Source organism: Candidatus Acidiferrales bacterium (assembly GCA_036514995.1).
Taxonomy (GTDB): domain Bacteria; phylum Acidobacteriota; class Terriglobia; order Acidiferrales; family DATBWB01; genus DATBWB01.
Genome location: DATBWB010000067.1, coordinates 13,167 through 38,473, shown reverse-complemented (window position 1 = coordinate 38,473; position 25,307 = coordinate 13,167). Strand labels below are relative to the sequence as shown.

The window sequence follows — 25,307 nt, the reverse complement described above, 5'->3', positions numbered from 1 at the left end:
CGCCGTTGGTAGAGCTTTGAGCTAGAAGTGGAGCCTGATGCCCCACTGCACGTTGCGCATGGCTCCGCCCGCGGCCCGAGTTGCGCTCGGCGTTCCCGAATTCGCCAAACTGAGACCGGCGCCATGGCCCGGAGGTTTCTCCACTGTTCAGGCCCTGTTGACCGGCCGGTAGAGTGGCAATCGGAAACCAGCGGTTCTTGTCTCCATACTCAACATCCGAGAGTTGGTCCGGGCGACAGGGACCCGCCGCGGTGTCGATGTCTGCGCTGCAGTTTCTATAGCCGAAACTAAATGGCAGACCAGTGCTCCAATTGGTGATGGTGTTGAGTTGCCAGCCCCCCACCAGGTAATCCAACCCTGTGGAAGCGTCCCCCAAGAACCGCTTGCCTTTGCCAAACGGTAGCTCCCAAAGGTTGGTGAAGATGAACACATGGGTGCGGTTGAAATCGACAACACCAAAGGTAACGTCTCGGTGGAAGTTGTAGCCGTTGCCGTCGAAGTTGGTGTTCCGCGACCAGGTGTAATGGGTGGCGAATTGATAGCCCTTAGAGAAACGCTTGTCCACCTTTGCTTGAAGCGCGTGGTAATGATTCGAGGAATCGTTGGCGTGGTAATTCAGTCCCTGCGACCACCCATACGGCGCGCCGAAACTGCAAGTCCCGGCCCCCGCCGGGGGGGATAGGGTGCAACTGTGGAAGGGCTTCCGCTGGTTTGTGGTGAACCCGGCCGTGAACCCCTCGTTGGTCGGTTGGTTCAAGTTGTAGTCAGGACCGTTACCAGCGAAGACGTGTGTCCCTTTGTTGCCGACGTAGGCGACCTCAATCGACATCGTGGGGGTCAATTGATGCTGGAGTGTGGCATTCCAGGCGTCCACGAGCCCTAGCCGCATCTTCTCCGGCTGAACGAATTGGGTGACCCCGTCCGGGAGGGGGAACCGCCCGCTGGAAGGCACGGTCGGGAAAACGAGGGTGGGAGGACCCGCTGCCAGCGTGAAGGCAGTCTCGAAGGAGGAGCCTGTTACTGGGCCGGTAACATTTTGCCGAGCAAGAATAGGCAGGTTCTGGGTCACGCTATGACCAAAGATGGAACCGAACACACCGATGTCATAGCTGCGGCCATAGCCCAGCCGTACAACTGTCTTCGGTTTGACCTGGTACGCGATACCCACACGAGGGGCGAAGTTCGTGAACGTATTTTCCACGTTCATGTTGAGGCCAATACCTCCAACTCCCGCCACGCGGATTTCGCCGGTCCTCAGATCAACAAATCCTCCCTTTTGGGCTCCGGTAACTGTCTGGGGGAAGTAGATTTCCCAGCGCAAGCCAAAGTTGACCGTGAGTTTCGGACTCACACGGTAGGTGTCCTGTCCGTAAAAGAACCACCGCTTTTGCCGTTCGCCGGCGTCGGTCGCGGTGCTGACGTATCGTGCCAATTGAGTGGCATTGCCGAGCAAATAGGTGGCCAGCCCCAGACCGCCCGGGCTCCCGCCGGCGGGAGGATTCCTGAGCGCTGTGCCGTCGGCCGAAAAACCCAGTTCCCCGGCTCGGTGAGCGTCGCTGGGCACGCGCAAGTTCCGGGAATAGCGGATATCCGCACCCCACTTGATCTGGTGGTTGCCCCGGATATTGGTCCAGTTGTTTACAAACTGGAATTGATCCTCCATTTGGCGAAGCGGGCAGTTGCAGCGGGTGAGGCGGTCGGACAACGCGTAGCCGAATTCCATGTCCACACCGCCGTTGATGAAGAAGGCCGGCATGCCGGAAGTGAAACTGGTCCCCGTATTTAGCCCGGGAATCCCCACGTCCTGGGCGGGAGTGGTTCCCAGGCCGTTCGGGTCCACGTTCACACGATATTTGAACCAACCGAAACGAAAGTCGGTTAACCATGTGGGGCTTAGAGAATAATTGAATCCGGTGGCGAGGCTCTGGTTGCGGGTGAGCGACGCCCCGGCAAAGCCGTTGGTTCCCAGACCCCGCCCGCCCACGGCTATGGTCGATGTATCGAACACGCCTTTGCCGGTGAGGGAGAAATCAGAGAAGCTATACCGGCCGAGGAAGCTCAGGTTCGGGCTGTGGGCATAATCCATCCGGATGTCAAAGGCATTCTGGTTAAAACCCCCCGAACCGCCGGCGCTAAAGTTGTCACGGACGCCTGAGGCAGTGGGGGCCGGCAGTAGCGACAGCAAGGCCCTCGCTGGAGACGAGATGAGGCTGTTGGGAATGATGTTGCCCGCGAAAGCCGAGCGATTGTTCCCGGCGACATCCCCCGTCGCAGGATTGTAGACCTGGGCAATGCTCAGATATTCGCTCAAATCACAATTCGGACTCGCCGGGTTCAGGCAGGTCGAGCGCACCAGAGCAGTCGGTACGTTCACCCGCACCGATCTCCCAACTTTTTCCCGCGTGCCCTGGTAGTCTCCGAAGAAGAACAGCTTGTCCTTGACGATCGGCCCACCCAGGGCGCCGCCGAACTGGTTCCAAAGGCTGTCTGGGACCTGTTTTCCCGTAACGGGGTCCGGTGTGGTTTGCGTAAACGGATCGCGCGCCTGAAGGAGGTCATTGCGCCGGAACCAAAACGCGCTGCCATGAAGGTCGTTGGTGCCCGACTTGGTCTGGACCGTAATGACGGCGGCGCTGGCCTGACCGAATTCGGCGTCGTAGTTCTGCGTCGTGATTTTGGTTTCAGCTACAGCTTCGAGGTTGGAGTTGATCACAATGATGCCGAGGATGGGATCGCGGTTGTCGGTGCCATCGAGTTGGAACGCTGTGCCGCTGAAGTGTTGGCCGTTGACGTTGATCTGGATGCTTTGCTGCGGGTTCTCGCTCGAGGCATGTTGCCAGGTGAGTGCCTGGGTGCCAGGAGTTATGAGCTGGAACGAGGTGAAATTCCGGTTGAAGATGGGAAGTTCGACGACCGCTTTCTCTGTAAAGGCGTAGGCGACATCGGCGCGGTCGGTCTTCAAGAGAGGTACAGACTCGGCCGTTACCGTCACCGTTTCGGCCACCGCCCCGACCTCAAGTTGGCCGTCCACACGAGTGGCCACATCGACACGCACGTCCACCGATTCGGCAAAAAAGGCCTTGAAACCTTCTTTCTCGCCCCGCACTTGATACCTCCCGGGAATCAGGTGCGTCACCGTGTAGTTGCCGGACTCGTTCGTCGTCGTTACTTCGGACGTGCCTTTGCCGATCGAAGTAATGGTTACCTTCGCACCCGGCACGGCTGCTCCCTGCGGGTCTGTGAACGTGCCGAAGATGCTTCCATACACTGCTTGGCTGAAGCCCGGAGAAGGAGCCAATGCCATCAACGCCGCGCACACCAACACCACGAAACAAGCCACCGCCCGTGTTTTCATATGTGACCCCTCAGCAACGGATTTCAAAAAGCTCAGACCCGATCAAGTTCAAAGAGTCCAGCTAGTAAGGACGTAAGGCCCAAACCCCGTGGTCTTAGGATTCTCGCGTGGCCCGGTCTTACACAAAAAGGAATGAACGTCTTCGTAGGAAAGATAAAATTCCGCCATAACTCGGCCCAGTGAAACGTGCTCGCTTTTTACAATGCTATGCGGTTCTTGTCAAGAAGAAAATGCCCAAGTCGCCTATTTTGGTGCGATTGTGGGTGCTGAATTTTTCCGCCGAGAATTTCGACAGCCGGTGCGGCGAACTTCCCAGCATGAGGCAGGATCGAAATCCGGACCTAATCGGGTCCCATGCACAGGCTTGTGACCTCGCAGCCGCCTGTGAACGCTCATATTTCTACAAAATTCTATACGCGATCTCTTAATTCCTGTAGGTACTGATGAAATCTTGCAATGGTCCCGATGGCCTTGGGGCGTCCCGAAAGCATACGGACTGTAGCTGACGCTTTGCATCACCGGAAAATGCTCTGGCCCGCACTCCCATCGTAATGATAGTGGGTCATGCGAGCAGTCCAGGGCCACTCACGATTCGGTTGGCGACAGCCCTCTCCTTAACGGCGCGCGCACCTTCCATCCCGCCATTGAAGACTGCACGCGAAAGGGGATCAAGACGCCAGACAGCCTGGTCGTTGGCGGATTCCCTTGTCCGGGCCACCCAACCTGCGGTATATATGGTGTCGTGAGCCCTGGTCACTATTTGCGAGGGAACGCAAAATGTACGGGTTGTCCTGTCCTGCGCTCGCCGTTGTTCGCCCATCTCTCCTCCGAGCAAGCCGGTAAGGTCGCCTGCGTCATGAGCTTGGGACTTTACCGCCGCAACCAGATTCTGTTTTCCGAGGGTGGTGCCGCCCAGCACATTTTTGCGGTGCGCTCCGGCGTTATCAAAGTCCTGAAGTCTCTGGAAAATGGGAAAGACCGCATCGTGCGGGTACTCTTTCCCGGTGATTTCTTCGGTTTCGAGTCCCTGGCGCAAGATCGCTATCCTCTTACCGCGGTAGTGCTGCAGGACTGCAACCTTTGTTCGGCTCCGCGGGACGAGTTCTGCCGATTCCTCCGCAACAACGCCGAAAGCGCATTGGGAATGATCCGGTTTTTGGTAGGAGAAGTGGTGCGGACGCGCAACGAGGTGGCGGAGCTAAGTTTTAAGAGTGCCCGCAAAAGAGTGGCTACCCTATTGCTACAGCTTCTGTCTGACGGTGCGGCAGTCGCCGAGCGGCCAGCCGCTTTTGAACTGCCCCTCTCCCGCTTGGAGCTTGGGGAGGTCCTTGAGCTTTCGCCCGAAACCATCAGCCGTACCCTTCACGCTTTCGAAAATGAGCATCTGATCGAGCTCCACCGCCGCGAAGTCTCTGTACGCGACCTAGCCCGGCTGCGAGAAGCATCCCGCCTCTGATCCATTGCAAAATCTTGCGGCCAGAAGCGAATCTTAACCTTGGTCAAGAATTTTCTTGACCGGCATCATGGACAGTCCTGCCCTTTTCCACCTATCTTGCCCTCGCCCTCGGCGATTGCTTACCCGGCAAAGGGGAGAAGAAGGAATTTCTTCCCTGGACTCTGACACCGAATGGCTGGCCCGCGGGGGCGTCCAGACAATCGGCCGTGTGATCCCGTGTTGGTTTCGAACCTCCGCCTCGCCGGTCTATTGCTTGTGGCTGCGTTCCTCTCCGTGGCGCAGGAGAGATCGCGCCAGCCCGGTTCGGGCGATGGTTTGCCATGGGTTTTCGTCCAAGCTCCGGAAGTGGCTGCTCTGAACGCGATAGCCGATAAAGACCGATTTCCGCGCGGCAGTCGTATTGTTTTGTTCACTCCTCCGGAACAGGGGGGCAAGGTCCTGTCACTCACACCGGATTTTTGGAGTGCTGCCGATCCCCAAGTCTCCTTCGATGGGAAATCCATTTTGTTCGCCGGCCGTCGCGCCAAGCGAGACTCTTGGCAGATATGGGAAATGGCGGTGGACGGGCGGCGCAAACGACGACTGACGTCTTGCGCCGGGGATTGCCTGAAACCAGCCTACCTGCCGGGAAACAGGATTGCCTTTACACAAGTACGCTGGGCAGGAAACCGACCGCAGGGGCGGGTTCGGGTCGCACAGCGCGACGGCAGTGGCGCCCATCCGATCACGTTTGGACGGACTTCCTTCGAACTGGCTTCTGTCCTGCGTGATGGCCGGCTGCTCTTGCTGGGACGCCACTCGTGGGGCGGTTCGCAAAACGGAAGCTCGGTGGAACTCTATACGGTTTGGCCCGATGGGACTGGCTTGGCTTCTCTGCGCTGTGAACACGACCCCAACGTTGCCCGAACTACGGCTCGTGAGACGGAAGATGGTTCGATTGTCTTTATCAAATCCAGCTACACGGACGCCTCCGCTGGGGCCCTGGCAGAGATTGCCCGCGGATCTCAAGGCAACTCCGTTTTTGGCGGTGCAGAAGGTCTTTATCTCTCTGTGCAACCACTCCGGCATGATGAGTTCGTCGTTGCCTGGCGGCCGGGTCGCACGGGCAGCAGAAGCGCCACCCACCCTAGCAGGTATGAACTCCGTCATCTGGAGCGCACCAAAAGTGGCCCGGGCCGGCTGATGTATCGCCATCCCCGCCTGCACAGTTTCGACGCGGTGCCCGTGGCAGCGCACCCGCAGCCGCGGTTGTTTCCCAGCATTCTCAATCGGAGCAAAAAGACTGGAACCCTCATTGGCTTGAATAGCTATCTTTCCTCCACCGAGCGCCTGGTTCCGGGAGCCATCCAGAAGGTCCGTGTGCTGGCGCAAGACGAGGTGGCCGGTGGCATCCGAATCTTGGGAGTGGCACCTGTCGCTGCGGATGGTTCATTTTTCTTGGAGGTGCCGGCCGACACGCCGTTGCGGCTGGAGCTGCTCGATGCGAGCGAGCGTCCCCTGGCTGCCCAAAAGAGTTGGTTCTGGGTAAGGCCGGGCGAAAATCGAGCCTGTGTGGGATGTCACGAGGATCGGGCCTTGGCTCCAGAGAACACGGTTCCTCAGATTCTGTCACGCAAGGATGTTCCTTTTCGGCTGACAGGCCAGGGAACGCCTGAAAGGGTCGCTCAACAACAGGAGTAGGCTGTGAGACTCCAGTGCCGTGCGGCAGTAACCTGGGTAGCGCAAACCCCCAGCTTGCTCTTTGTGCTGCTTGTTAGCTGGGTGGCGGCACAGGGTCAGGGCGGTGCGCCATCTGTGTCTCCCGTCACCTTCACCGACGTCACCGAGGCAGCGCGCATTGATTTCCGCCATACCTTCGGTGAGGAGATGTTGTCCAACATTGTTGAAGCAACGGGCGCGGGTTGCGGCTGGATTGACTATAACAACGACGCTCTGTTGGACCTATATCTGGTGAACGGTACCTACCTAAGAGGCATCACCGGCACGGTGCCTCCGCCGGGTTGGCCGAAGCAAGGCTTTACGGATCGGCTGTACCGCAACAACGGCAATGGCACATTCAGCGACGTTACGAGAGAGACCAGAGCGGATGACCGCGGCTATGGGATGGGAGTCGCGGTGGCGGACTATGACAACGACGGCTTCGCCGATCTCTATGTCACGAACTACGGCCGCAACACCCTGTATCACAACAATGGCGATGGAACTTTCACTGACGTCACCGCGCGCGCAGGTGTTGGTGATACCGCTTTTGGCGTCGGGGCGGTGTTCTTCGATTACGACAACGACGGCTACCTCGACCTGTACGTCGGCAATTACCTCAAGTTTGATCCCGATTACAAGAACTACTACTCGCCGGACAACTTCCCCGGGCCGCTCAGTTATGAAGGCGAGGCTGACATTCTCTACCACAACAACGGCGACGGCACTTTTACCGATGTGACCCGCAAGTCGGGGATCTATAACCCCGAGGGTCGGGCGATGGGCGTGGCATCTGCCGATTTTGATGAGGATGGCTATGCCGACATCTACGTGGCGAACGATGCCATGAGAAGTTTTCTCTTCCGCAACAACCATGACGGCACATTCACGGACGCGGCGCTTGAGCAAGGCGTGGCCTATGGGGAGAACGGGGAAGCCACCTCGGCCATGGGACCGGTGTTTGCCGACTACGATAACGATGAACATCTGGACCTCTTTGTCTCTGACCTGCGCTACCACCGGCTTTACCGTTGGTTGCCAAACGAGCGCTTCTTTGAAGATAAGACGGCTCCCAGCGGGGTGGCTCGCATCTCGGGTCAATACGTGGGTTGGGGCACCACCTTTTTCGACTACGACAACGACGGCTGGAAAGATATCTTCGTTGTGAATGGCGGCCTGCACCATCTCATTACGCAGGAACACTCGCTGTTGCGCAACAACCGAGACGGAACCTTTTCGGACGCAGCCTCCGGTGCCGGCGCCTTCTTCCAGACCAAGACCGTGGGACGGGGCGCCTGCTTCGCTGACTACGACAACGATGGCGACGTTGATGTCTATATAGTGAATCTTGGCAGCCGCGGGATCCTGCTCCGCAACGATGGCGGAAATCAGCAGCACTGGCTCATGGTGAAGTTGGTGGGCACTCGCAGCAATCGTGGCGCTTTAGGAGCACGTGTCGAGCTGGAGACTGGCGGGAAGAAGCAGCTTGTCCAGATACAGCCTGCTTCGGGTTACCTCTCCTCCAACGATCCTCGTGCCCATTTTGGTCTGGGGTCGCAGGCTGTGGTGGAGCATCTCACCGTCCGCTGGCCCACCGGAACGGTGCAAGAACTCAGCAACGTTCGCGCTGATCAAATCCTCACCATCGTTGAGCCGGCCTCGCCAGGGCGGGGACCGGCGGCAGGAGTCAAGTGAGCGCCACCGTGATAAGGCGAATGGCTTTAACCCTGCTGGCCGCAGCCGTGACTTGTGGTTTCACGCAAGCACGGTCAACCGGGAGTCGTCTCCAGGCAGTCGTCTATCAGTCGCCCACGGAATTGGTTCTTTCGCCTGATGGCGCCAGGCTCTACGTGGTTTGCGAGGGTAGTCATTCGCTTGCGGTGGTAGATCTGAACCGCCGCACCGTCATCGGCCGGGTGCCCGTCGGCGAGCGGCCTAAAGGAATTGCTCTCAGCCCGGATGGCCAGACCTTGTACGTGACCAACCATTGGTCGGACACGGTCAGCGTGGTGAACGCCCGCGAGCTGCGCGTGACGAAAAACTTCCCAACCGGTTTCGGCCCTGCCGGGTTGACCATTGACCGCACCGGAAGCACGCTTTACGTCGCAAACTCCATCAGTAACGACATCTCGGTGATCGACGCCAAAACTGGTTCGGAGATCAAGCGGCTGGCCGCCGGTCGTTCGCCCCACCACCTCAGCTTGTCGCCCAACGGGGAAACCGTTTCTGTTGCCAACTTGCTTCCCAATGCGGGGCCATTCCGGACCCCGCCTGTCTCCGAACTCACCGTAATTGACACAAAGACGCAAAGAGTCATCCGACGCGAATTCTTGCCCGGGGCGGCAACGCTGCGCACGGTGGCCTATTCCCCCGAAGGAGGTTTCCTCTTAGTGGCGTTGCTGCGCCCCAAAAATCTCAACCCCATGGTGCAGGTCGCTCAAGGTTGGGTCATCACGCACGGACTGGGCATGGTTCGCTTCCCGGCGGGAGCGCCGCCGGCCCAAGTGCTGCTGGACGAAATAGACCGCTATTTTGCGAACCCCTATGGAATCGCCTTCACCCCTGACGGGCGGTATGCCTACGTTTCTTCAAGCGGGGCCGATGTGGTGACAGTGGTGGACGCGCGAGCGCTTGCCGCGCTCATTGCCACCGCATCCCGTGCGGATCTGAAGAACTATGCCAACCTGTTGAGCTTGAGCGCGAGATTCGTCCGGAAACGTATCCCGGTGGGCCGCGATCCTCGCGGATTGGCCGCTTCTGCCGATGGGCGCTTCGTGTACGTGGCGAACCGGCTATCGGATTCCATCTCCATCATCAGCGTGGACTCCAACTCAGGCGGACAGTCCATCGCTGAAATTCATCTGGGTGGGCCAAAGCGCCTCACAGCTCTTCGTCGGGGCGAGATACTTTTCCAGAACGCCAGCGCCTCGTTTCAGAGACAGTTCAGTTGTTCGACCTGCCATCCCGAGGATCATCTGGACGGGTTGGCTTATGACTTGGAACCCGACGGCCTCGGTCGCAACATCGTCGAGAACCGTACGCTGCGGGGCATTGCCGAGACTGCCCCTTACAAGTGGCGAGGGACGAATCCTGATCTGGAAACCCAGTGCGGCCCGCGTGTGTCCAAGTTCCTATTCCGCTCGGAGGCCTACCGCCCTGACCAGCTTCGCGACCTGGTAACCTTTCTGAAAGCCATCCCGCTCCCTCCCAACCGCTACCGCCGCCGCGATGGCAAGCTGACGCCGGCTCAACAGCGTGGAAAGATGATCTTCGAGCGAATTACCAAGAAAGACGGCAGCCCGTTGCCGAAGATGTCCAGTTGCCTCTCCTGTCACACGCCTCCGCACTACACCAGCTCCATTCAAGCGGACGTCGGGACCATCAACCCTTACGATAGTCCGGGCTTCTTTGAAGCTCCCCAATTGAATAACGTTTACGAAGCCGGTCCCTATCTGCACGACGGCTCGGCAAAAACCCTGGAGGAGATCTGGACGATTTTCAACCCGAATGACAAGCATGGCTTCACCTCGGACTTGACGAAAGATCAGTTGAACGACCTTATCGAATATCTGAAAACATTATGACGATGCGTGGCGCACTTCTGCTTTTTTGTTTCACTGCCTGGGGCTCTCTTCCTTGGGTCTATGGCGCAGATGCCGTGGCCAGCCCTTCCGTCCCGAGCTCGCCTCCGGGGGTTCAGGAGCCGAGGGGCAACCTCCCTATCTACCGCCACTGGGAAAACTTTTCGGTGGGTGACGGGCTGCCGGATAACAAGGTGTTTGCGATTTGCGTGGAGGATGATCGGGTATGGGTGGGAACGGAAAACGGACTGGGTCTCTACGAAAAAGGCGCCTGGAGGATTTACAGGCCTGCCGACGGGTTGGCCCACCGCGTCGTCATGTCGCTCGCAGTGGACCGCAAGACGGGGGACCTGTGGGTTGCAACCCTGGGCGGCCTGAACCGTTTTTCGGCAGGGCGCTTCGATACTTTCACGCAGTTGAACAGCGGCCTATCGAACGACGTCGTTTACGCCGTCGCGATTCAGGATGAATTCGTGTGGGCCGCCACGGCCGCTGGCCTCAGCCGGCTAAATACGCGCACGGGGGAGTGGGCACTTTTCAACGAGCGGAACACGCCCATGCATGAAATCTGGTGTTACAACCTCGCTGTCAATGACGGCAAGGTGTACGTTGCCGTTTGGGGCGGCGGCGTGCTCGAGTATGACGTGGCGACCGGGCGCTGGAAGGACTACCGCGACCCGGACGGAGAAATGGAAATTGTGCTGTTTCGCGATAGCGGTCTGATCCACGACGTGGTTGCCAGCGTCAGCTACGAGAACAAGATCCTTTGGGCAGCTACCTACTTTGGCGTCAGCCGCTACGACGGCCGGCACTGGCAGGGCTTTCTCGAAAAAGACAGCGGCTTGGCCAGCAATTTTGTGAACTTCATCAAAGCCCGCGGAGATGCAGTGTGGATGTGCACCGACAAAGGCTTGAACTATTTCGACGGGAAGACGTGGATTACCTACCGCCGGAAGGCGGAGGGGTCGGAGGGCGAAGTGAAAATTCTCACCACCGCCAACACGACCTCTCTCACTACCCCTTCCGGCCCGGCCAACAACTATATACTCGCTATCGATTTTCAAGGCGACGACATCTGGGTAGGAACGGCCAAAGGCCTCAGTCGTGGAATTCGAACTCGGGAGGAAAAACTTGGTGAAGACACAAGAAGGAGTCGTTGAGGAGAAAAACGTGCAGGGGGTCGGGAGCGGTAAGCGCCCGATCCTCAAGAAGGCGATGCGGGCACCTGAGGCACTCAATGAAGCCTATAACTATCCCCGGCCTTCCTCTTTTTCGCGTGGCATTCGCCTGGACATCCGCGGGATCACGCTTCTTTTTATTTCGGGAACCGCCAGCGTGGATGACCGGGGTGAATCCGTCCATGTCGGAGACTTTCGGGCACAGACATGGCGGACATTTCACAACATCACGGCCTTGCTGGCCTCGGAAGGCGCTAGCTGGAAGGACGTGGTACGCACCACTTGCTATTTGAACGACATGAAGAACTATGCGGACTTCAACGGGATTCGTACCCAGTTCTATCGCGAGCAAGGACTGGACCCACTCCCAGCCAGCACCGGAGTGCAAGCCACTTTGTGTCGGCCAGAGTTACTCGTGGAGATTGAGGCCATCGCCGTCTTCGAGACCGAGGGCCAGAAAAGCGGTTGAACCAGAGCGGCAAAGTCGTTGCCTGAAACCGGGAGCAGAGGGAAGAGGCCATGGGGCATGAAGGAGGGAATCTCCGGACCGCGGCGGGAAAACTGTTCTCGATCGTCAGTCGTGCCACCTGTTCCGAATACGGTGACGCCGGATCCACCAAGGTGGTCGAGGCCGGCGGGGTACGCTTTGGGAATGACCGCCCTGTCATCATCGCCGGCCCTTGCGCCGTTGAGAGTCGTGCCCAGATGCTAGAGGTGGCGCGAGCGGTGAAACAGTGTGGGGCAGACATGTTGCGCGGCGGGGCCTTCAAGCCGCGGACTTCGCCGTATGAGTTTCAGGGATTGGGCAAGGAAGGATTGGAGATTTTGGCGGAAGCTCGCGCGGAGACGGGCTTGCCGGTGGTCACCGAAGTGATGGACGTGCGGCTGGTGGAGCTGGTGAGCCAGTACGCCGATATGCTGCAGATTGGGTCGCGCAATATGCAGTGCTATCCGCTCTTGGTCGAGGTCGGCAGAAGCGGCATGCCGGTCTTGCTCAAACGGGGCATGGCGGCAAGCCTGCTGGAGTGGTTGGGGGCTGCTGAGTACGTGGCCAAGGAAGGCAATAGAGATATCCTGCTGTGTGAGCGTGGTATCAGAACTTCTGCCGGTGGCGAATATTCTCGTTTCACACTGGATTTGAACGTGATCGCAGCGGTGCGAGCTTTGACGTACCTTCCGGTTATTGTGGATCCTAGCCATGCGACGGGCGACCCCGGGATGGTGCCGCCGGCGAGTCGCGCCGCGATCGAATTTGGCGCGCACGGGCTGATCATCGAAGTCATCGGTGAAAACACCGATCGGGCAAGCGTCCGCTGTGACGGTTTTCAGGGCATTCGTCCTTCCGTTTTGCAGCAGTTGATCCGGGCCATCCGGCAGCGGTCGGGCCAGGGGGAACAAGCTCTGAGCCGGCCAGCTTGACAGCAATGCATGTCAGAAAGGGCAGAAGCGTGTCCAGAAGCAATCGTCTAGGGAGAGTTGCTGCGCTCGCGTGGTTCCTGGTCGCGGGCGCATTTGCGCAAGAGCCGCCACCTTCGAAAACCGGCGATGAGCGTTACGCTAAGATGCCGGAAGAAGCCGTCCCCTATCGCCGGTTTGTCCAACCATACGAACGTTTTTTCCTCACGTCACTCGAATATAACGGCCCCGGGCGCGAATATCCCGAACCGGAGAATGTTTCGGAAGTCCGCCTCGGGTTCCTGGGCCCTATCTTGGACAGCCCCGATAAGCAACTGGGTACACAAATGCTTAGGGGAGCTCGCATGGCCCTGGAGGAGGCAAACGCTCGGGGCGGCGGCTACCGCGGCAAGCCTTTTGTGCTCGTCGAGCACAACGATCAAGCCCTCTGGGGTGCTTCCAGCAACGAATTTGTCAAGCTTGCTTACGACGACAAGGTCTGGGCGATGCTGGGCTCGATTGACGGCAGCAGCACCCACATCGCCTTGCGGGTGACGCTCAAGAGCGAAGTCCCCATCGTCAACACCGGCTCGACGGATCCAACGTTGACGGAGACGCGCATCCCCTGGATTTTTCGATGTGTACCGGACGACCGTCAGCAGAGCTATGCCCTGGCCGATGTCGTCTTCAAGCGTGAGCGACTAACGCGAGTGGCTGGTCTCCGGTCAAGCGACCGCTATGGTCGCGTCGGCATCGCAGAGTTTCGTGACGCAGCACGGCGGCTCGGCCACCCTCTTGTCCTCGAACTGCTCTATAACATTGGTGAAAAAGACTTCAGGCCGTTGCTCGAGCGACTCAAGGCCGCCCGCGTCGAAGGCGTCGTCATCTGGGGGGATGCGCGCGAAGCAGGGCTCATCTTGCTTCAGATGCGCCAACTCGGCCTGCAGGCTAAGGTCTTCGGCGCCGACCGGTTGGCGACACCAGAGTTGCTCGCTGTGGCAGGGCCAGCGGCTGAGGGGCTCATCGCTACTTACCCCTATGACCCGACGCGCAACGACCCGGTATTTGGTCAATTCGTTCTCAATTTTCAGCAGCGATTCGGCGAGCCGCCCAGCCCTTTCGCAGCCTACGCTTATGACGGCATGAATTTATTGGTATCGGCGATCCAAAAGGCCGGGCTCAACCGCGCTCGCATTCGTGATGCCCTGGCCGCTCTAAAAGAGTACGACGGGGTCACGGGGAGGATTGTCTTCGATCTCACCCACAACAATGTTGCCCCGCTCGCGTTGGCTACGGTCAACCGCGGACGATTCCTCTTCCGTCCCGCGCCCGCGCGGTAACTCGTCGGCTGGCGGGGAGGTTGCTTTGCCACCGGCCAAAAATATTGGCTTCTGGTCCCTTGTGGCGGTCTTGTTTCTTCCTGCTTGGCTAGCTGCGCAGGCCCCGTTCCGCATGGAAACGGGGCAGGCACCTCCGCCGGCTGTCTCTGTTGGTGACTATCCACCTACGTACGCGGGTCCGGGCCGCGAGCCCGAAATGGATCTTGCCCTGGCGGAGATCCGTATTGGCCTGTTCATCCCCACGGAGGGTCCGCGCGAGCAGGAAGGACAGGGCATCTTGCGGGGCGCGCAACAGGCCATTCAGGAAGCCAACGAGCGTGGCGGATATCGGGGAAAACCTTTCACTCTCGTTGTTCGTTCCGACTCGCAGCCCTGGGGACGCGCCACCACCGATCTGGTGAAAATGATCTACGAAGAAGCGGTCGTCGCCATCATGACTTCCTCCGACCGCGGGGCATCCCATTTGGCCGAGCAAGTCGCCACCAAAGCCCAGGTGCCCGTGCTGACCTTTTCGAACGACCCGAGCCTGACCCAGACGAATATTCCCTGGATTTATCGTTTTGCTGGCGATGACTCGGCTCAGGTCAAGATCCTTGCTCAGTACCTTTTCGAACGCCGCCGACTGCGAAACGTTTTCGTGCTGGCCGTCTCACCCGCAAACAATCCCGCCATTGGCGGGACTGTGGCGGCGCTAAAAAGGCTGGCTTCCGTGGCCGGGGCCAGTGTCTATTTGCTGCCGGCAATGAGTGGTGAAGCAGGAGACTGGGAGGACGTCGTCTCTGCCGTGAGTCGCGCCCGTCCGGAGGCCATCGTCCTATGGGCTTCCGCAGCTAGGTCGGCAACCATGTTGCGGCGGCTGCGGCACGCAAAGGTTTCCGGTGAGCTCGTCGTCGTGACGCAAGACGATCCGACCATTCTGCTGGAAAACAAGGACGGATTTGCTGAGGGAGTGACGATGTTATGGAAAGCCGTTCCCCACTCGGATACTGTTTCGCAAGGTCGCTCCGGGCATCTCGGCGCAACAGCAGATATGGGTGGGCGAACCGCTTACGACGCCGTGCGCGTTCTTCTGGCTGGCATCGACAAGGCAGGCCCCAATCGCGCGCGCCTTCGCGACGAACTGGCCCGCATCCACTTCAAGGGGCTCACCGGCGACATTTCTTTCGACTCGCTTGGCAATCGCCTCGACACGTCCTGCCTGGGGGTTATCTCTTCAGGGCGCTTCAATCCTATTATGATGCCTTCCGGGAAGCCCTCTCCCTAGGGCGGCTAGAAATCGCCACTGCAATCTGCCACGCGGTCATTCTGTTTCGCAGTCAAGTCTTCACTCTTTCGAATTGCAACCTGCCCTTCCACCGGGCTACCTTGGTTGGGATGGACGACACCTTTCACAAGCGAAGGGGGACATCATGAACATCGGTGGAAAAGTGAGCTACATGACACTGATCATGGCCTGCGCGCTTCTGTCGGGTTGCGCGCAGAACCCCCACCAGAAGGACCGCTTTGTGGCGGTGGCCATGAACATCAATCTGCCATATTGGCAGGAAGCGCAGGCTGGCTTCAAGGACGCTGCGCGGCAACTGGGAGTGAAAGTGGAATTTGTGGGCACGCCGGATTTCAACCCGCCCGAGCAGAAGCGCTTATTTGACATGGTGGTGGCCAGCCGACCGAGCGGGATTCTCGTGTCCCCGTCAGACGCAAACCTGCTCAAGCCAAGCATCAATGCGGCGATCCAACAGGGCATCCCCGTCCTGTGCTTTGACTCAGACTCGCCGGAGAGCCAGCGCTTGCTGTTCGTCGGCACGAACAACTACGAAGCGGGCCGCCGCGGGGCTCAGCTACTGGGCAAGCTTCTGGCCGGCAAAGGCTCGATCGCCTTTCTCACGATCTCTGGACAGTACAATCTGGAGGAACGCCTTCGCGGTTACCAGGATGGGTTGAAAGCCTATCCTGGAATCAAAAGCGTGGCGACCATTGACGACAAGGGCGATCCGGGGCTTGCCAACGATCTGGTCACAAAGACTTGGGCCGAGCATCCCGATTTGAAAGCTTTTGTTTCAGTGGAGTCAACGGGCGGTCGCAGTGCTGCGGAAGTTGCCTATCGCCTCAACCGGCTCGCTCAAATCACCATCTTGGCCTTTGACAAGGACGAGGAGACCCTTTACTGGATCGGCCAGGGCGGGATTTCGGCCACGATCGCCCAGAAACCCTACACGATGACCTTCTACGGCCTGAAATTCCTGGACGACCTTCATCACAATTTCCTGCGCGAGTTCAAGGACTGGCGGGCCGCGCCCGTCTCGCCTCTGCCGGCAGTGCTGGACACGGGGATCGCGGTCATCGACCGGAGCAATCTGGAAGCCTTTCAAAAAGCCTTGCGACGAGCGCCTCAACCGTAATCCCGGCACGAACGCCTGATGGGGCGTCCTGTACCGGGTCTCGGAGCGGCGTCACCGCGGCCGCGGAGCAGCGCTGACAAAATGCGGCGGGGAAAGGTGCGTTCTGTGATCATTCGCTCGGCGGCTTGAGCCGGGGATCGAGTGCGGTAGCCTTCTGAAACTCCGCCCTGGCCCGTTCGTGGTCTCCCTTCCGGCGAAGAGCCAGGCCGAGCTGAAAATGGGCGGGAGCGTAATCAGGAGCAAGCTTGAGGGCGGATTCAAATTGTGCGATGGCGCCTTCGATATCGCCGCCGCTCAAAAGCTTGGCGCCAAAGTTTGTGGCAAAGGTGGCGCTTTGCCGATTGGTTTTGGACTGGGTGATTTCCGCAGCCTGGCGCATTTCGGCCGCCGCGCCGGCCGTGTCGCCCAGTTGGCGGAGGACGGAAGCGAGCGTGGTGTGAGCCCCCGCAAAATCCGGTTGCAAGCGAATGGCTTCCCGCAAGGCCGAAGCGGCTTCCTCCGGGTTCCCCATCTGTTTCAGGACCGTGCCCAGAGTGTAGTGAGCCTCCGCGTAGTCAGGCTTTGCCCGAAGTGCTGCCCGCAGCTCGTCAGCGGCCTGGGCAAACTCGCCCTTCTGCCAGAACGTCACGCCGAGAGAGTAGTGGATATCAGCCAGATCGGGGTCAAGCTCCCGGGCCTTTTGAAACTCGGCGATGGCTTCCTCGAGACGGTCTTTGAACTTCAGGGCAAGGCCGAGGTTGTAGTGAAGTTCGGCGTTTTGCGGGGCAAGCTCGATGGCAGCTCGATATTCGGCGATGGCGGAGTCGAAATCAGCTTTCTGCATCAGGGCAATGCCGAGGTTGTTGCGAAAGCCGGGGTCCTTGGGGTTCAGACCCAGCGCGGCCCGGAACTCTTCTATACCGGCGTCCGCGTCACCGTGTTGCACCAGTGCCAGCCCGAGGTTGTTATGCACCTCGGGGTCGTCCGGGTTTAACTTCAGCGCTTGCCGGAACGCCCCGATCGCCGCCTCCACCTCTCCGGAATGCTGCAGGAGCAAGCCGAGACGATTCTGTAACTCCGCCGAATCTGGGTTCAGCTTGGCAGCCGCTTGCAAGTACCGAATAGCCTCTGCGCGGTCTCCCTTCTGTTCATACACTCGCCCGAGGTAGTAGTTTGAGTCGGCGTGATCGGGGCGAAGCCGGAGAGCGGTTTCGAGTTCAGCGACGGCAGCCTCCAGGTCACCCCGTCGCCAATGCACCACGCCCAGGTGGAAGTGCGCTTCAGCAAAGTCAGGTTGTAATCGTATGGCTTCCCGGAAATGGCGGGCAGCGTCTTCCCACCGAAGGTTTTGCGCGAGCGCGTTGCCCACCTCGTCGTGAATCTCAGCCCGGTCCGGCGCAAGTTGAGCGGCGGAGCGAAGCTCGGTGATGGCCCCCTCCAGATCTCCGGCGGCGATCAACGCCAGGCCCAGCAGGCGATGGGCCTCGGCATCGTTTGGGGCAAGCTCCCGGGCTTTGCGAAATTCCGTGATTGCCTGATCAAGCTTCCCTTGGCTGGCCAGCGTCTGAGCGAGATTCGAGTGCGCCTGGTAGAAGTCCGGCTGCAGGGTGATGGCCCGGCGAAGATGGGCTTCGGCGCGCTCCGCCTTTCCCAGTTGCAGGAGCACAAAGCCGAGCGAGTTGTGTCCTTCAGGACTCCGGGGGCTGAGCTTGACCACCTGTTCGAAGGCGGCCAGCGCCGCTTTCAGGTTGCGTTGCTGAAGCGCAACGTAACCCCGACGATAGATCGCTTGAACATCGGCAGAATCTGCCTGCTCCGCCTGCCCGGGAAGGATCATCAGGAAAATCGAGAAGAACAAGGCGAAAACGTTGGCTACCACTCCCGCAGCCTTTGCCGATGGGCTTTCGAAGGAAAACATCGCTTTGTTCCAGGAGAGAAGATTCCCAATATACGGTTGGCTGTTTCGCTGCGTCAACCAAGAAGCCAGCTCCGGTTCCGGCGGTCCCCCGCTCGCCGCCCGCGAATTGACACCCTCCGGCGGCGAGTGGTATTTGAGAGAGATACGGAGAAAAGAGGCTGTGATCAACGAAATGTGTTTTGAACCGCGGCCAAGGTTGTCTTTTATTCGCAGCCGAAACCTGAGAGGTATCCACCTCGCGCAAAATCGTCCCCGGAATCGGCGGTTATCGGTTTCTCTATTACGCATACCACTGGGTATAGCCATGATCGCCGGTGGGTTGCTCGGGGTGCCCCCCATCTGCTCCGGTCAGACGAAAGCCGCCGACCCGCCTCATCCCATCGCCTATTTCATCGATGTTGCTGAGAAAGCGGGTCTGGTCGCAATCCATATCTTTGGCGGGAAGGACACAAAGAAATACATCATTGAGACCACCGGCAGTGGCGTCGCCATCTTTGACTACGACCGGGACGGCTGGCCGGACATTTTCCTCGTAAACGGCACCACACTCGAAGGCTTCCCGCCGGGCCAGGAGCCCACCAACCGCCTCTACCGCAACAACCACGACGGTACTTTCACCGATGTCACGGCGCGAGCGGGCCTGGCAAGCTCGGGTTGGGGCCAGGGGGTGTGCGCCGGAGACTATGACAACGACGGTTGGGACGATTTCTACGTGACCTATTACGGCAAGAATCGCCTCTTCCATAACAACGGAAACAGTACATTCACTGAAGTGGGCGAAAAGGCGGGTGTGGCCGGAACTGGCAAGGCGTGGGGATCAGGCTGCGCCTTTGTGGACTATGACCGCGACGGCTGGCTCGACCTGATCGTGGCCAACTATGTGGACTTCGAGGTGGCTTCCGCCCCTGCTCCGGGAGAAGGGCGCTTCTGCCAGTGGAAAGGGATCCCGGTGATGTGCGGCCCGCGGGGCTTGAAGCCTGCCGGGAATCTCCTTTATCACAACAAGGGCAACGGCACATTTGAGGACGTCACCGTGAAGGCGCACATCGACCGCGCTTCCGGCTATTACGCGCTCGGTGTCTCGACGGCTGACTTCGACAATGACGGCTGGACGGATATCTATGTCGCCTGCGACAGTACCCCGAGCATCCTCTATCACAACAACAAGGACGGTACGTTCACCGATATTGCTGTGCTGGCCGGAGCTGCTTTCAACGAGGACGGTCGCGAGCAAGCCGGAATGGGCGCGACCGTTGCCGATTTTGACGGCGATGGCCACCTGGACATCTTCAGAACCAACTTCTCGGATGACACCTCTACCCTTTATCGCAACAACGGCGACGGGACCTTTTCTGACGTCACCTTCCCAGCGGGCATGGGTTTGAACACGAAGTACCTCGGATGGGGAACGATGTTCCTGGATTTCGACAACGACACATGGCCTGACCTGTTGCTCGTCAATGGCCACGTCTATCCCGAGGTGGACATCCACCAGCTCGGCAGCAGCTACCGCGAGCCCCGCCTCCTCTACCGCAACAACGGCAACGGGACATTCGCCGACGTCTCGACCATCGCCGGTCCGGGAATTTCCATGCGGACTTCAGCGCGAGGCCTGGCTGTCGGGGATTTGTGGAACGACGGGCGTCTCTCTGCCTTGGTCAGCAATATGCACGACCGGCCCAGCTTGCTCGTCAATCAAGCCCCCTCCAAGAACCACTGGATCGGGATCAAGACCATCGGAACGAAGTCGAACCGCAACGGCATCGGCGCCCGCATCACGCTCAAGGTCGGCAGGCGCACTCTCGTGGATGAGGTCCGCAGCGGTTCCAGCTACTTCTCTCAAAGCGACATGCGCGTCCACTTCGGACTCGGCCAGGCTGCCAAAATCGAGGAACTGGAAATTCGCTGGCCGAGCGGCCTCATCGAGAGATTCGACGACCTGCCCGTCAACGCGATCGCCGTGCTCGAAGAGGGTTCGGGAAAGCCACCGAGGTTGGCGAAAGAAAACAAGACTAAAGCTGGTTTGAACGAAGGGTTGAGCGGGTTTGGGAAAAACTGAGGGGACTTTTTCTCGAAGCCAGTCCCTGGAGGACTTAACCGGTTTTTTTCTGTGCGGTCGGAAATGTTTGCGTGCGAATGATTCCTTCGCCCTCTTTTACATAGATCAACCGGTTGGCCGGGATATTCTTGAGCGTATCCACCTGCCCGCTGGGCCAGCGAATTTCGAGTAGGTCCACTTTGTCCGCCTTCCCCAGACCAAAATGGATCCGCAGGTCATTTTGCGAGATGTAACTTCCACCGCTCCGAACTTCTTCGATCTGCTGATGAGCGCCTTTTTCGTCAGGTGGTGAAGTGAGGCATTTCAGCCGCGCGCCAATGCCGCTGCGGTTCGATTTCGTCCCGATGGTCCGGACCTTGATCCAGTTATGGTTGAGTGAGGAGTCGCAGCGGATCAATTCCGGATAATCGTTTATGGTGTTGACCACCATATCCATGTCCCCATCGTTGTCAAAGTCACCGAAGGCGCAACCGCGCGCCGGCGATTCGGCCAGGATGGCGGGCCCGGCTTGGGCGGAGACGTCTTCAAACCGCCCGTTTCGTAGATTGCGGAAGAGCACTTTGCGCTGGGCGTAGCCGGCCTCGGTTTTCAGTTGCTCAACCTCAGGATAGACGTGGCCGTGGCACAGGAGCGCGTCAAGCCACCCGTCGTTGTCCATATCGAAAAAGCCGACCCCCCAGCCCAGAAAGCGCGTGTTCACTCCCATGCCGCCGGCAAACGTGTGGTCGTCGAACGCAAGCTTCCCCAGATTTCTATAGAGAGAAGGCGTATCGCCTGCGAAATTTGTCTTCACGATGTCGAGGTTCCCGTCAAGGTCAAAGTCACCGGCGGAGACGCCCATGCCAGCCTGGGGCTTGCCGTCCGGGCTGACGGCGCAGCCCGCCTCAAGCCCGATGTCCCGAAACGTGCCATTTTTTTGGTTGTGATAGAGCGCGCTGGGCGTGGAGTCGTTCGCTACATAAATGTCAGGCCAGCCGTCATTGTCGAAATCGGCGGTGAGAACTCCCAATCCGTAAGTCCCGATGGCCCGGGTGATCCCTGACGCCTCCGAGACATCGGTGAAGGTGCCGTCGCCATTGTTGCGATACAAAATGTTTTTGCCTCCGCGCAAACCCGGAGGGCCACACGCCACCATCACGCCTTTATAGAGACACGGTCCCGACTCCGGCACCGGGGCCGTTTTCAAATCCAGATCGATGTAGTTCGCGATGAAAAGGTCGAGATGGCCGTCGCGGTCGTAGTCCACAAAGGAGCAGCCGGTGCTCCACCGGGTTCCTGGTCCACCGACGCCCGCTTTGTCCGTGACGTCGGTGAAGGTCCCGTCGCCGTTGTTGTGGTAGAGCACGTTTTTCCCATAGTAGGTGATGAAGAGGTCCTCGAAACCATCGTTATCGTAGTCGCCGATAGAGACACCCTGCCCCCAACCGGAATGCACCAGGCCGGCTTCTGCCGTCACATCGGTGAAGGTTCCATCCCGGTTGTTCTTGAAGAGGTGATTGATTGGCTCTGCGCCCTTCGGAAAGCCCTCTAGACGCCAACCGTTGACGAGAAAAATATCCAACCAGCCGTCATCGTCGAAGTCAAAGAAAGCCACGCCGCAACCCGTGGTCTCCAGGAGGTACTTGTTTTTGTGCTCACCGCCGAAAATGGTCTTCGCGTGTAAGCCCGCCTGGCGCGCCACGTTGACAAAGCTTACGCCCAGCTCCTTCGCCGCCGCCGTTGGTTTGGCAACCGGCGCCTCTTGGATGGCCCTGAGCTGGCCGCGGAGGGGCGGAAACATCGCGGCCGTGAGGCGTTCGAGAGACAATGCCACGCCGCATTGGCTCAGCGATTCGAGGAACCGGCGCCGGGAAAGATGCAATGCTGACGCTCCCGCAAGTATCCGCCAAGGAAGGTAGCGGTCCGAAGACGCGCATTCTAGCATGGCTACACATCCAGCAAAAATCCGACTGCAACGCTCACCCGGGCACAGTCCTGGTCTCGATACGCCCGAATCACCACACCCTTGTCCCGAAACAGTTTCCCTCAGCGCAGTGCCCAACAAAGACTCAACCCAAACGAATGAGTTTTTGCTAGAGTGTTGCCCGGAGTTGCGTTTCCACGACACGACGGTCTTGGCTTCGTGCTTTTTCGGGGCCAAAGCTCTAATTTTTTCGTCGGTCCCGCCGCCTCAATGGAGGAAACATGGTCAGGCAATCCTGTTCTCGGTCGCTGGCTGGAATTTTATGGTGCGTGATTGTGCTTGTGTGTTCAGCAGAAGCCCGCGTCTTTGCCGCCCCGGACCAAGCGGAGCCGTTGAAGGGCCCGAAAGCGACTCAGAGTGAACAGCGTGCCACGAAGAAACCATCTGGCCTGGCCCCCTCGATCGAACTCTCCCGTGCCGTAAGGCCCTGGGAATTTCTGGATGCGGTCGGCACCCGGGCGGGAATTTTCGGATACGAGACGGGCCGCCTTGAGGCCTGGGTCTATCCGCTGAAGATCATGCGTGACTTCACTCTGAAATTTCATTTCAACGGACGGATCATCCCGGCTGAAAAACTTGCCCGGCGGGTGAGTGTTCGGCCTGAAGCCTGCACCATCTATTATGCGGGCGATTCTTTCCTTGTCCGTGAAACACTCTTTGTGCCGGTGAACGAGCCCGGCGCGGTCATCATCCTGGAAATGGAAACTCGCCCCGGCGAGCCCCTTGAGGTTGAGGCCGGTTTTCAACGCGACTTCCAGTTGATGTGGCCGGCGGCGATTGGCGGCGGTTACATGAGTTGGGATGAAACCCTCCGCGCCTTTGTCATGGGCGAGGAACGGAGAAGATTCTTTGCCGCCGTCGGCTCCCCCTCTGCCGCTGATCCCGGAGAAGAATTTCTTGCGGGTGATTCTTCAACTCCTCGAAGCTCTTTCAAGCTCGGACGAACCGATAAACCGAAAGATGTCCGCATGATCATTCTTGCCGCATCTTTTGAGAGCAAGGCGGACCTGCAGAAAACCTATCGCCATCTTGCCGGCAACCATCAACGGCTCAGAGAAGAGGCGGCGGAATATTACGAGCATTACTTGACTCAAACCGTCAACCTGAAGCTCCCTGACGCCCAGCTCCAGCAGGCTTACGACTGGTCGAGAATCAGCGTGGTGAAAGGCATGGTGAACAACCCCCTCCTGGGGATGGGCCTGGTAGCGGGCTACGGAACATCCGGGGCAGGCCAGCGGCCCGGCTTTGGCTGGTTTTTTGGACGCGATGCCCTATGGACGGCGTTTGCTTTGCACTCCGTGGGAGATTTCGCCAACGCCCGCGCCGCACTTGACTTCCTTTCCCGCTATCAGCGTATGGACGGGAAGATCCCCCACGAGATTTCGCAAAGCGCCAGTTTCCTGCCGTGGTTCGAAGAGTATCCCTACGCTTACGCTTCCGCTGATGCCACACCGCTTTTCATCCTGGCGATGCACGATTATGCCTTGAAGAGCGGCGACCTGGCATTCATCCGGGGGAAATGGACTCCTATTCTGAAAGCTCATGCATTCCTGCGCTCGACACGGGACGCTCAGGGGTTTGCTCAAAACCTCGGTGTCGGCCATGGCTGGGTGGAAGGCGGCCCTCTTCTGCCCGTAAGGACGGAACTCTATCAGAGCGCGCTGGGCGTCGCGGCGCTGCGGGCGTTTGCTGCTCTCGCCCGCCTGACCGGGAAGGACGAGCTTGGCAAGAGCCTCGAGCAAGAGTTCGATCAGCAGAAAGTCCGGTTGAACGAGTTGTTCTGGATTCCCGAAAAACGGATTTACGCCTTTGCGCTCGACCTGGACGGCAAGAAGGTGCACGAGGCGAGTGTCCTCGCCACCGTGCCCATGTGGTTTGGCCTCCTCGATGGCGATAAGGCCAACGCCATGATCGATCACCTGGCCGATGAGGATCACGCTGCGGATTGGGGAATGCGCATTCTTTCTTCACGGAGCCAAAAATTCAGTCCGGCTGGCTATCATTTTGGCAGCGTCTGGCCGCTCTTCACCGGCTGGGCCGCGGTCGGCGAATACCGTTACCATCGCCCCTTCGCGGCCTACGCCAATCTCCGCGCCAATGCGTTGCTCGCTCTCGATGGTTCGCTCGGCAATGTGACGGAAGTGCTTTCCGGCGGCCGCTATCTGCCGCTGGCGACCAGTTCCCCGCATCAGATCTGGTCTTCGGCGATGGTCCTCACCCCGCTGCTTGGAGGCCTGATGGGGCTGGAGACCGACGCCATCACCAAGCGAGTGACCGTTTCGCCGCACACTCCACCCCACTGGCAGCAATTTGAACTCCAGAACCTGCTGGTCGGAAACACCACCTTCGCTCTCACCTATCGGAAGACGGGCGATGAAATTGTGCTGGAAGTGAGGCGCGATGGCCACGAGGAATTCCTTTTCGAAGTTTCTCCAGCCATCAGTCCCAAGACGGGGATTGTGGCCGTGGAGTTGAATGACCGGCCGCTACCCTTTCGGCTTGAGACCCATGCCACGGACCAGCACGTGGTGGCGCGCTTCCCCATTTACGGAGGTTCAAGCACCTTGAAGATTCATCTGAGGAATGATTTCGGCATCCTCGTGCCCGCCATCCTGCCACGGCCAACCGAAGCGAGCCAAAACCTGAAGGTTGTTTCGGAATCCTGGAGCCCTTCTCTCGATGAAGTGGAATTCGAGGTGTCCGGGCTTTCCGGCCGTGAGTATCAACTCGAAGCGTATGGCTCAGCCCAAATCGCCGGGGCCGAGGGTGCCGAGCTATCTGGACCGGACACTCGCCCGCGCCTGCTTGAGGTCAAAATTCCCGCGGGCAACCCCGAAAGCTACAAGCGACACAAGTTCAAAATCCGCTTCGCCCCCACGACAAGCAAGTGAGCAGCTCGGCATGGGCAACGTGCCTACCGCCTGAGCTTGTCAGGCGAAGCTCTAAGGCGCAGCCGCCGAGAGTCGTTCTCGCCTTTCGAATTTGA

At 59.1% G+C, this 25,307-nt stretch carries 15 protein-coding genes; 12 read left to right on the top strand and 3 right to left on the bottom strand.

What is annotated here, in order from left to right; all coding sequences use genetic code 11:
• On the bottom strand, positions 1 to 3,355 hold a 3,355-nt coding region (locus VIH17_05235), incomplete at its 3' end, for a TonB-dependent receptor (GenBank protein HEY4682638.1).
• Between the two features lie 856 nt (positions 3,356 to 4,211).
• Between VIH17_05235 and VIH17_05230 the strand changes: the two genes are divergently transcribed.
• From VIH17_05230 to VIH17_05185, 10 genes are all read left to right on the top strand, one after another.
• The gene (locus VIH17_05230; protein HEY4682637.1) at positions 4,212 to 4,811 is read left to right on the top strand and encodes a Crp/Fnr family transcriptional regulator; all 600 of its coding nucleotides are present in this window, start codon (positions 4,212 to 4,214) and stop codon (positions 4,809 to 4,811) included.
• Positions 4,812 to 5,027: 216 nt separating this feature from the next.
• Positions 5,028 to 6,491 (top strand): hypothetical protein, encoded by a 1,464-nt coding sequence (locus VIH17_05225; GenBank protein HEY4682636.1) that lies wholly within the window; start codon positions 5,028 to 5,030, stop codon positions 6,489 to 6,491.
• 3 nt (positions 6,492 to 6,494) lie between these two features.
• Complete coding sequence (locus tag VIH17_05220) at positions 6,495 to 8,204, top strand: CRTAC1 family protein (protein HEY4682635.1); 1,710 nt, start codon at positions 6,495 to 6,497, stop codon at positions 8,202 to 8,204.
• 20 nt (positions 8,205 to 8,224) lie between these two features.
• On the top strand, positions 8,225 to 10,093 hold the full coding sequence (locus VIH17_05215) for a YncE family protein (GenBank protein ID HEY4682634.1): 1,869 nt from the start codon (positions 8,225 to 8,227) through the stop codon (positions 10,091 to 10,093).
• Positions 10,094 to 10,257: 164 nt separating this feature from the next.
• On the top strand, positions 10,258 to 11,250 hold the full coding sequence (locus VIH17_05210) for a two-component regulator propeller domain-containing protein (protein HEY4682633.1): 993 nt from the start codon (positions 10,258 to 10,260) through the stop codon (positions 11,248 to 11,250).
• Positions 11,225 to 11,737, top strand: coding sequence for a RidA family protein (locus tag VIH17_05205; GenBank protein ID HEY4682632.1), 513 nt, complete (start codon positions 11,225 to 11,227; stop codon positions 11,735 to 11,737). Before VIH17_05210 ends, VIH17_05205 begins: the two co-directional genes overlap by 26 nt.
• A 50-nt stretch (positions 11,738 to 11,787) precedes the next feature.
• Positions 11,788 to 12,687, top strand: a complete 900-nt coding sequence (gene aroF, locus VIH17_05200; protein ID HEY4682631.1) for a 3-deoxy-7-phosphoheptulonate synthase — start codon at positions 11,788 to 11,790, stop codon at positions 12,685 to 12,687.
• Positions 12,688 to 12,830: 143 nt separating this feature from the next.
• On the top strand, positions 12,831 to 14,003 hold the full coding sequence (locus VIH17_05195) for an ABC transporter substrate-binding protein (GenBank protein ID HEY4682630.1): 1,173 nt from the start codon (positions 12,831 to 12,833) through the stop codon (positions 14,001 to 14,003).
• A 196-nt stretch (positions 14,004 to 14,199) separates the two neighbouring features.
• Positions 14,200 to 15,267 (top strand): ABC transporter substrate-binding protein, encoded by a 1,068-nt coding sequence (locus VIH17_05190; GenBank protein HEY4682629.1) that lies wholly within the window; start codon positions 14,200 to 14,202, stop codon positions 15,265 to 15,267.
• 145 nt (positions 15,268 to 15,412) lie between these two features.
• Positions 15,413 to 16,402 carry a substrate-binding domain-containing protein gene (locus VIH17_05185; protein HEY4682628.1) on the top strand — a complete coding sequence of 330 codons (990 nt, stop codon included), beginning with the start codon at positions 15,413 to 15,415 and terminating at the stop codon, positions 16,400 to 16,402.
• 109 nt (positions 16,403 to 16,511) lie between these two features.
• Here the strand turns inward: VIH17_05185 and VIH17_05180 are convergent, their stop codons facing one another.
• On the bottom strand, positions 16,512 to 18,299 hold the full coding sequence (locus tag VIH17_05180; protein HEY4682627.1) for a tetratricopeptide repeat protein: 1,788 nt from the start codon (positions 18,297 to 18,299) through the stop codon (positions 16,512 to 16,514).
• Positions 18,300 to 18,603: 304 nt separating this feature from the next.
• Here VIH17_05180 and VIH17_05175 point away from each other — a divergent pair, with 304 nt between their 5' ends.
• A complete protein-coding gene (locus VIH17_05175) occupies positions 18,604 to 20,358 on the top strand; it encodes a CRTAC1 family protein (protein HEY4682626.1) in 1,755 nt (584 codons plus the stop codon).
• A 34-nt stretch (positions 20,359 to 20,392) separates the two neighbouring features.
• Here the strand turns inward: VIH17_05175 and VIH17_05170 are convergent, their stop codons facing one another.
• Positions 20,393 to 22,219: a CRTAC1 family protein gene (locus VIH17_05170; protein HEY4682625.1), complete on the bottom strand. Its 1,827-nt coding sequence runs from the start codon at positions 22,217 to 22,219 to the stop codon at positions 20,393 to 20,395.
• A 434-nt stretch (positions 22,220 to 22,653) separates the two neighbouring features.
• Between VIH17_05170 and VIH17_05165 the strand changes: the two genes are divergently transcribed.
• Positions 22,654 to 25,212 (top strand): hypothetical protein, encoded by a 2,559-nt coding sequence (locus VIH17_05165; protein ID HEY4682624.1) that lies wholly within the window; start codon positions 22,654 to 22,656, stop codon positions 25,210 to 25,212.
• Positions 25,213 to 25,307: the final 95 nt, after the last annotated feature.